Annotated in this window: 7 protein-coding genes and 1 pseudogene; 5 read left to right on the plus strand and 3 right to left on the minus strand. The window is 49.4% G+C overall.

The annotated features are described in order from the left end of the window. The 5 genes and pseudogenes from AQR02_RS33535 to AQR02_RS35445 form a co-directional block, all read left to right on the plus strand. Nucleotides 1-196, plus strand: a pseudogene (locus AQR02_RS33535) (sodium-dependent transporter); the annotation flags it as partial. 267 nt (nucleotides 197-463) lie between these two features. Beyond that, nucleotides 464-3,559 carry a glycosyl hydrolase 53 family protein gene (locus AQR02_RS04215; protein ID WP_148449058.1) on the plus strand — a complete coding sequence of 1,032 codons (3,096 nt, stop codon included), beginning with the start codon at nucleotides 464-466 and terminating at the stop codon, nucleotides 3,557-3,559. Nucleotides 3,560-3,588: 29 nt separating this feature from the next. Next, nucleotides 3,589-4,386: an S-layer homology domain-containing protein gene (locus AQR02_RS04220; protein ID WP_054939517.1), complete on the plus strand. Its 798-nt coding sequence runs from the start codon at nucleotides 3,589-3,591 to the stop codon at nucleotides 4,384-4,386. A gap of 185 nt (nucleotides 4,387-4,571) precedes the next feature. Then, entirely contained in the window at nucleotides 4,572-4,877 is a 306-nt protein-coding gene (locus AQR02_RS04225; RefSeq protein ID WP_054939518.1) for a sensor histidine kinase, read from the plus strand. 88 nt (nucleotides 4,878-4,965) lie between these two features. Then, complete coding sequence (locus AQR02_RS35445) at nucleotides 4,966-5,079, plus strand: DUF2231 domain-containing protein (protein ID WP_425339957.1); 114 nt, start codon at nucleotides 4,966-4,968, stop codon at nucleotides 5,077-5,079. Nucleotides 5,080-5,335: 256 nt separating this feature from the next. On the opposite strand, the gene AQR02_RS04230 is transcribed toward AQR02_RS35445, so the two are convergent. The 3 genes from AQR02_RS04230 to AQR02_RS04240 form a co-directional block, all read right to left on the minus strand. Further along, nucleotides 5,336-6,160, minus strand: coding sequence for a carbonic anhydrase (locus AQR02_RS04230; RefSeq protein ID WP_054939519.1), 825 nt, complete (start codon nucleotides 6,158-6,160; stop codon nucleotides 5,336-5,338). Between the two features lie 506 nt (nucleotides 6,161-6,666). Then, entirely contained in the window at nucleotides 6,667-7,089 is a 423-nt protein-coding gene (locus tag AQR02_RS04235) for an ABC transporter substrate-binding protein (RefSeq protein ID WP_054939520.1), read from the minus strand. Between the two features lie 47 nt (nucleotides 7,090-7,136). Continuing rightward, nucleotides 7,137-7,451, minus strand: coding sequence for a carbohydrate ABC transporter permease (locus AQR02_RS04240; RefSeq protein WP_054939521.1), 315 nt, complete (start codon nucleotides 7,449-7,451; stop codon nucleotides 7,137-7,139). Nucleotides 7,452-7,806: the final 355 nt, after the last annotated feature.

Raw genomic sequence — 7,806 nt, forward strand, 5'->3', positions numbered from 1 at the left:
CATTACCTCCAATATTATGCTGCCGCTTGGCGGTCTGCTGATTACTGTTTTTGCCGGATACTTCTGGAAAGGTGCGGCAGAAGCGGCCGGGCTTAAGTCGCGCTGGTTCCGCATCTGGCTGTTCATGCTCCGGTATGTTGCGCCGGTGCTGGTGTTCCTGGTGCTGCTCCATACGTCAGGAATTCTTACCTTCTAATCAACAATGAATCATTAGTAAGCCATCGGGACTTGTCCCGGTGGTTTTTTTGTTTCTGCAAACGAAGCGCAATATTAAACTTCTTGCAAAAGCATACAAAATATTAAAATTGATACGTTATCAAGGCTCCTGATCTTTTGATATATTTAGTTGTAAGGGCTTACATAGAAAGGATGATCAGAATTGAGGATAAGGCAAAAGGTAACCTCTGTTGTTTTGGCAGTTTTGTTGATGTTAAGTTCATTTTCATTCAACTTAGGAGCGGCTATGGCTGCAGATTCGAACAGTGCGTATATTGTGAACGGCGGTTTTGAGTCGGATTTTTGGGCCGATAAGTCATGGAGTGTGGAAACCGAAGCGTGGGATCAGGTAGATATTCAGCAGTTTGCGTACACTTCCGATAAATGGCTCACACCTGATGAAGGGACGCATGCCTTCAAATATTGGATCAAGGATACAGCCGCCGGAACCCCGTTGTTTACGGTGAAGCAGAGCATTCCTTCTCTTCCTGCGGGAAGCTACGAGCTCACAGTGAAGTCTATGGGTGGTACTGATAAGCAAGCGGGACATGTTGAATTATTTGCGGGAACCGAGAAGGCGCCAGCTGCTGCCACCACCGGCTATAATGCTTGGGGAACAGTCAGCCTAAAATTTGTTCTGACGCAGGATACCGCAAATCTTGTACTTGGAGCGAACATCAGCGGTGGTCCGGGCGCTTGGGGATATGCGGACAGCTTTGAGCTGAAGCAGACAAGCACCGAGGCGATTCCGCCGGTGGCTGCAGATATTTTTGTGAAGAAGGTGGAAGGACTTCCGTCGGACTTCATTAAAGGCATGGATATTTCCAGCATTATTTCGTTAGAGAATAGCGGAGTTAAGTTTTATAACGAAGCTGGAGAGGTACAGGATATCTTTGCAACCGTACATGAGGCCGGGGTGAATTATATCCGGGTGCGCGTATGGAATGATCCTTTTGATTCAGCTGGAAACGGTTACGGCGGGGGCAATAATGATCTGGCAACCGCAATCGAAATCGGCAAAAGAGCGACAGAGAACGGCATGAAGCTGCTGGTGGATTTCCACTATTCCGACTTTTGGGCGGATCCGGCCAAGCAGCATACGCCTAAGGCCTGGGTAGGTTTAAGTTTTGATGAGAAGAAGACTGCACTTTATAACTATACCAAAGAAAGTCTGCAGGCTATGCTTGATCAAAAGATTAATATCGGCATGGTTCAGGTAGGCAATGAAACCAATGGACAATTCGTCGGGGAATCCGACTGGGCGAAGATGAGTGAATTGTTCAGTGCAGGCAGTAAAGCGATCCGGGAGACTGACCCGGGCATTCAGATCGCACTGCATTTTACGAATCCGGAGTCAGCAGGCAGATATGCTTCCTATGCCAAAACGCTGCAGGATAATAAGGTAGACTATGATGTCTTTGCAAGCTCTTATTATCCGTTCTGGCACGGCACATTATGTAATTTGACCGCAGTGCTGAAGCAGATTGCCGATACGTACGGTAAAAAAGTGATGGTAGCCGAAACCTCCTATGCGTTTACTGCTGAAGACGGGGACGGGCATGGCAATACTGCGCCTCAGAGCTCGGGGCAAGTCCTGGACTACCCGATCAGCGTTCAAGGCCAGGCCAACTCGGTCAGAAACGTAATCGAAGCTGTTGCCAATGTGGGTGAAGCGGGGATCGGCGTATTCTACTGGGAACCGGCGTGGCTTCCGGTAGGTCCGAAGGACACTCTCGAACAGAATAAGCTCCTCTGGGAGCAATATGGCTCAGGCTGGGCTTCCAGCTATGCGAAGGAATATGACCCTAAGGATGCAGGGGTATGGTATGGCGGAAGTGCTGTTGACAACCAGGCATTGTTTGATTTCAGCGGTCACCCGCTGTCTTCACTGAATGTGTTTAAATATGTGAATACAGGGGCGGTTGCTCCTCTCGCCGTTGATGAAATCAAGGATGTCACGGTGACGGCCATTGCAGGAGAACCAGTCCAGCTGCCGACAGTCACAAGCGTTACTTATAATGATGGAAGTACCGGGACGATACCTGTTGTCTGGGATCAGACCGCATTTGAACAAGCCGTAAGCAAGGGTGCCGGCAGCTATGTGATCGGAGGAACGGCTGAAGGCGGTTTGACGCTGAAAGCTTATCTGGAGATTAGAAAGCAGAACTTCATCGTTAACGCAGGCTTTGAAAATAATGACCGGAGCATGTGGGAGATCACCTATGGTGCAGGTAGCAGCCCGCATACCGATTATCAGGAAAAAGTGACGGATGCCAAAAGCGGAAACTATTCCTTACACTTCTACTCAGCTAGTGGAGTTAACTTTAGTGTAGCGCAGACGGTTTACGGGCTGGCTCCTGGTTACTACAATCTGTCCATGTTTATCCAGGGCGGAGACGCTGTTAATTCGGAGATGAACCTCTTCGCGGTAACAGGCGGAACGGAAGTGAAAACGGACACTGGAGTGAACGGGTGGACGCAGTGGAATAACCCGCAAATCGAGAATATTCTCGTAACGGACGGAAAGCTGACGATCGGTGCCCGCGTTAAAGCGGACGGCGGCGCATGGGGAACGCTGGACGATTTCTATTTGAGCTTTGTGAAGGGAACCGGGGAGCAAGAGCTGGATCCGGGAACAGAAACGCCTGGAACAGAAACGCCTGGAACGGAAACGCCAGGAACAGAAACACCGGGAACGGAAACACCAGGAACGGAAACGCCTGGGACAGAGACACCGGGAACTGAGACACCAGGTACTGAAACACCAGGGACAGAAACGCCTGTGACCCAGCCGTCAACTGGAGTTACCCCGCCGCAGACCGAACTCATAGCGGTTAATGGAGATGGCGGCAGTCTGTTCATTAACCGTACGACCCTGGTGGACGGAACGAAGAAAGACAAAGTGGACTACACTGCTGCAAAAGCGCTTGAGGCTGTAAACAAGGTTGTTGCAGCCGGCCTTGATACGGTACGGCTAGTCCTTCCGGATACAGAGGATAAAGTCGCTGAGCAGGAAATTAGCTTGTCTAAAGATACCCTGAAGACATTAGCATCCGGCAAGGTTAACCTGGAGATGTCTACAGTGAATGCCAGACTGATTCTGCCGCAGCAAACTCTGGCTCAGCTGGACGGGGATTATCAGTTCAAATTCACCCCGGTTAAGAGTGAACAGGCAATCAAGGCTGTGGAAGAACGGGCGAAGCGGGAGCAGATCGTTCAAGCTGCTGCGGGCTCAGGGGATGTTCATGTTGTAGGCCGTCCAGTCAATATTGAGACAGGTGTGAAAAATCAGCCGGTAGACTTGATCCTCCCGCTGCCAGGTCATGTGCTGCCACGGATGTAGCGGCGAGAGAGGCCTTCCTGTCTCATCTGGTGATCTATGTTGAACATAGTGACGGTGAGAAGGTGCTGGTTCAGCCTCAAGTGGTACAATATTCTTCCGATAAGCTGGGGCTGAAATTCAGTATTAACAAGTTCAGTACCTTTACTGTACTGGATATGGAAAATTGGCCTGCGTCTACTAAGAAATCGCATGAAGCATACATGCAAGGCTACCCCGACGGGACATTCAAACCGGAGCAAGCGATGACCAGAGCTGAGCTGGCAGCGGTCCTGTCCCGGATTGGAGCGGTTCAGGATTCAAATGCCCAGACTGTAGCCTACAAGGATCAGAATGATTTCCAGTGGGCTGCGGGTGATATTCTTAAAGTGACTTCCGGCGGATTAATGACAGGCTATCCAGACGGCACCTTTGGGCCAGATCTGTATATAACCAGAGCCGAAATGGCTGCGGTTGTCGTACGCTGGATGCAGCTGAGCGGTGAACCTGCATCGTCGTTCACGGATACTGCAGATCACTGGTCGGCTCACAACATTGCACTAGTTCAACAGGCCGGTTATATGAAAGGGATGCCGGACGGAAGCTTCGGGCCGGATAAGTACTTAACCCGGGCAGAAGCGGTAACTATTTTCAACAGAGTATTGAACCGCGGGCCTTTATTCGGTATCCAGTCTTCCAGCTGGTCGGATGTGTCCAATAGCTATTGGGCCTTCTATGATATTGTTGAAGCCACCACAAACCACAGCTACACTTCGCGGGAAGCTGGCGGAGAAGCAGCAGAGTATGGAAGAGGTCAAAGGTATAGTTGTGCAAGATGCCTCATTTCATAAGTAAGTTATAGTTATATCTAAAGAACCGTTTCAGCGGAGACTTGTCAGGCCCATAAGCCGGCAGGTCTCTTTCTTTTGCCTGAAGTGCATAAGTGAGTATTTCATTATTTTTTCATTTTTTATAGCTATAATGTGTCTTAAGGATATTAAAGGCGGACTTCAATTATGGCAGAGCCAAGCGCCACATGAACTACTATTATAAATACTCTGCAGAGGGAGGCACAGTGACACTGGGAATTACCCGGAATGATAACGGCACTGTGAATGTAATTATTCAGGATACGGGCTGCGGGATTCCCGAGGAGGATCTGCGCCATCTGTTCGAACGGGTCTACCGGGTAGATCAAGCCCGTACAAGGGAACATGGCGGCACCGGATTGGGGCTGGATATCGCCTATGAGATCGTCAGCAGGCACGATGGCCGGATCATCGTAACCAGCACTCTCCATCAGGGAAGCACCTTTAGGGTCATCCTTCCAGAAACTAAATGAACTTATAGGCAACCAGTCAAGTAGAAACGGCTGCGCATTCGTTAAGAGGCGCTATCTGTTTCAGCGAGATAAATAAGAAGGTTATACGATGTTTACTGAAGTCTTTAACCATATTCATCCCATTGTTGTACATTTCCCAATTGCTCTGATTATCATCGGATTCGGGTATGATTTGGTGTTGGCCTTAAAAAACGCTCTTTGAATCCTGCCGGCGGGTTATGGATGTGGCTGCTTGCTGCAGTTGGAGCCTGGGTCGCTATTGCAACCGGGCCGGATGATGATGCCCCGGTGTGACTAGAATGCCCAGCAGGGTGAGCGGCAGCACTGAACTTATAAGTACGGTTGAAGCTATAAGAGTAAACTAATAGTAAAATATGACAATAAGGGCTTCAATCCCGCAATGGAGATTGAACCCCTTAAATGATGATTAAGTCAAAGATCCGGTATTTGTCAGCAGCCTATTCATCGCTGTCGATTTCCCGATTTCCAAGTGTTTGTACCGGACGGTTGTCATGAGGGAAAATTGCGGCAAATTTGCCGATCTGCTCACCGGACCATTGAACCGGATTCTCCAGGACGATCCATTGCACCCCTTCGGTACACGGCGGTGTGGTCAGCGATCCCTGGTAGCGGAACGAATGAAGATCTGCTGGCAGCAGCCCATTCAGATTGAAATCACCTGCAACCAGAGTTTCTTCTTCACTCTCTTCGGCCGGAAGCAGGGACCATAGCTGGTTGAGGCCGGTATTTTCGCTGCCGCTATGAATTAGAACACCCAGAACCGCAAGAGATCCGTCCTCACTTTTATGTACCAGATGCAGCTCCATTTCAGCATGTTTGCCGTCCATCTCATGCTCGCTGGGCAGGTGGAAATGGAACTGTTGCAAGGTATAGGTCTTTCCTTCAATCACAAGCCGGTTATCCTGATTCTTTAGGTTTACCTGGATCGTATGGCCGTTGTTAATGATAGCTACAGGGGAAGGCGAATACTCCAGCTTGATCGGGGAAAGGCTCTCGTCGTCCTTTACCTGGTCATGAAGGATATTAACCGGCGATTGAGCGGTACCGGTACTGCAGGTTGTGAACAGCTGATCCAGCTCAGCCCAGTGCTCCGGAGATGTATCGCCTTCATAAGACCAGTGCGCCTGATGTGCGCCGGCAGCGGGGGAGGGGGCGTTTGTTCCTTCTGCTTCATTGTTAGGTGCGTTGTTTCCGCATCCGGCTATCACAGACATAACCATAACGGGGAACAGTATTCGCGGTATCCATTTGTTGATGCGCATACAGCAGCCTTCTTTCTTTTCGTATGGAACATTGTTATTTATATTGTAAATAATGGATGTTTGAGGAACAAGTGAAAAAAGACTCAAGCTTTTTTGGTTCTAAGTATCCAGTTATCCTGGGTTTTCGAAGACAAAATTTTTCGTGACCGGATGTTCCGGAGATTATGAATGCAAGCCTGGTGACCGCGGATATTACAATTCGACACTAACTCTGAACGGGACTACAGCCACGGTTGATGCTTACCGGGTAACGGTGATGAGCGGGAATAGAATGGCTATAATCCATATAAATAAGCCGCGCAGCGGTGCGCAGCTTGTATTTACTATATAGAGTCAAAAATAGAAGCAGTGTTTATTGCACACTGAGATTGTCCCAGTTGACCTGAAACTCCTTCAGCATACCTTCTTTGGTCAGCTTGCCGCCGAGGTAACCCTGAATGCTGCTGGATAATTCCTGCGGCATTCTGTTCGGCAGGCGTGACCAGTTCCAGGTCAGGGCCTGATCCTTATCCGTATAGGCCGGTACTTCGGCACCCAGTGCCCCGAGCTCTTCTTGCGGTACCCTCAATGCTGTCGAGGGCAGGGATGAACTGGAACTCTTTGGTGATGTATCTTTTACCGGTCTCTGAGGTGACAAGCCAGTCCAGGAAGAGCTTGGCCTCCTCCTTAACGGGAGAGTTTTTATGAATGACCCAGTTGCTGGGCACCCCTACATAGAGCTTATTGTTATCTTCCGCCGTATCATCAATCGGCATCGGCAGAATGCCCAGATTCAGGTCCGGATTGATGCCGTCGATTTGACCCTGGGTCCAGTTACCCTGCTGCATCATCGCAGCCTCCCCGCTGGCGATCATGGTTACCTGGGTATTGTAATCGGTCGAGAGCGGATTTTTGTTGCCGTATTCGACCGTAAGATCGAGCAGGTCCATCCACTTGGAGAATACCGGATCCTAATTGAACGTCTTGGAGCCGTCTGTCAGTCCTGCAATGAACGCCTGCGGGTCAGCACATAAGCGAGTGCGAAGCCGAGCAGGTTGGTCAGCACCAGACCGAATAAAGTAAACTTGGCCGTAAACCAGAACGAATGCAGAAAGGAAGGGTCCTTGGTGAAAATATGCAGGTAATTCCGCAGGTCGGTCCACTCCACATGACGCGAGATTCCGTTCCAGCTGGTAAATGAATAATAAAGTCCCAAAAAGAATGGAATCAGTACAATAACAAAGAAAAACAGGGAAGTTGGCCCGACAAAGATAAACTGCTGCATCAGGCCTGATCTTCTTTTATGGTCCATCGTTCCTCACCCCTTGATGTAAAGTAAACATTTCATTAAATAGCCGGAAGGACAATTATCTGAATCAGGTATGCTAGAATTTTCCAGACATAGGATGTCATTGACTCTGGAGAACAGCAAACCATATAATATATAAAAACGGACGAAGAACGTCCCGTACTCCATGGTTAAGTGGGGTGCGGGACTTTTTTTGTGCAGAGGAGGAGGTTTAGGAATGGGATTTGCTGAAGAGCATCAGAAGTGGCTGGATTACCATAAGAAACAGAGAAGCGGGGAACGTCTGGACCGACTGGAGCGCGGGCATGGGCATGGTGAGAGAATGTTTGCGGAGCGGGTATGGTGGCCGATATTTGGG

The sequence above is a fragment of the Paenibacillus ihuae genome, from assembly GCF_001368795.1.
GTDB classification, from domain to species: domain Bacteria; phylum Bacillota; class Bacilli; order Paenibacillales; family Paenibacillaceae; genus Paenibacillus_AQ; species Paenibacillus_AQ ihuae.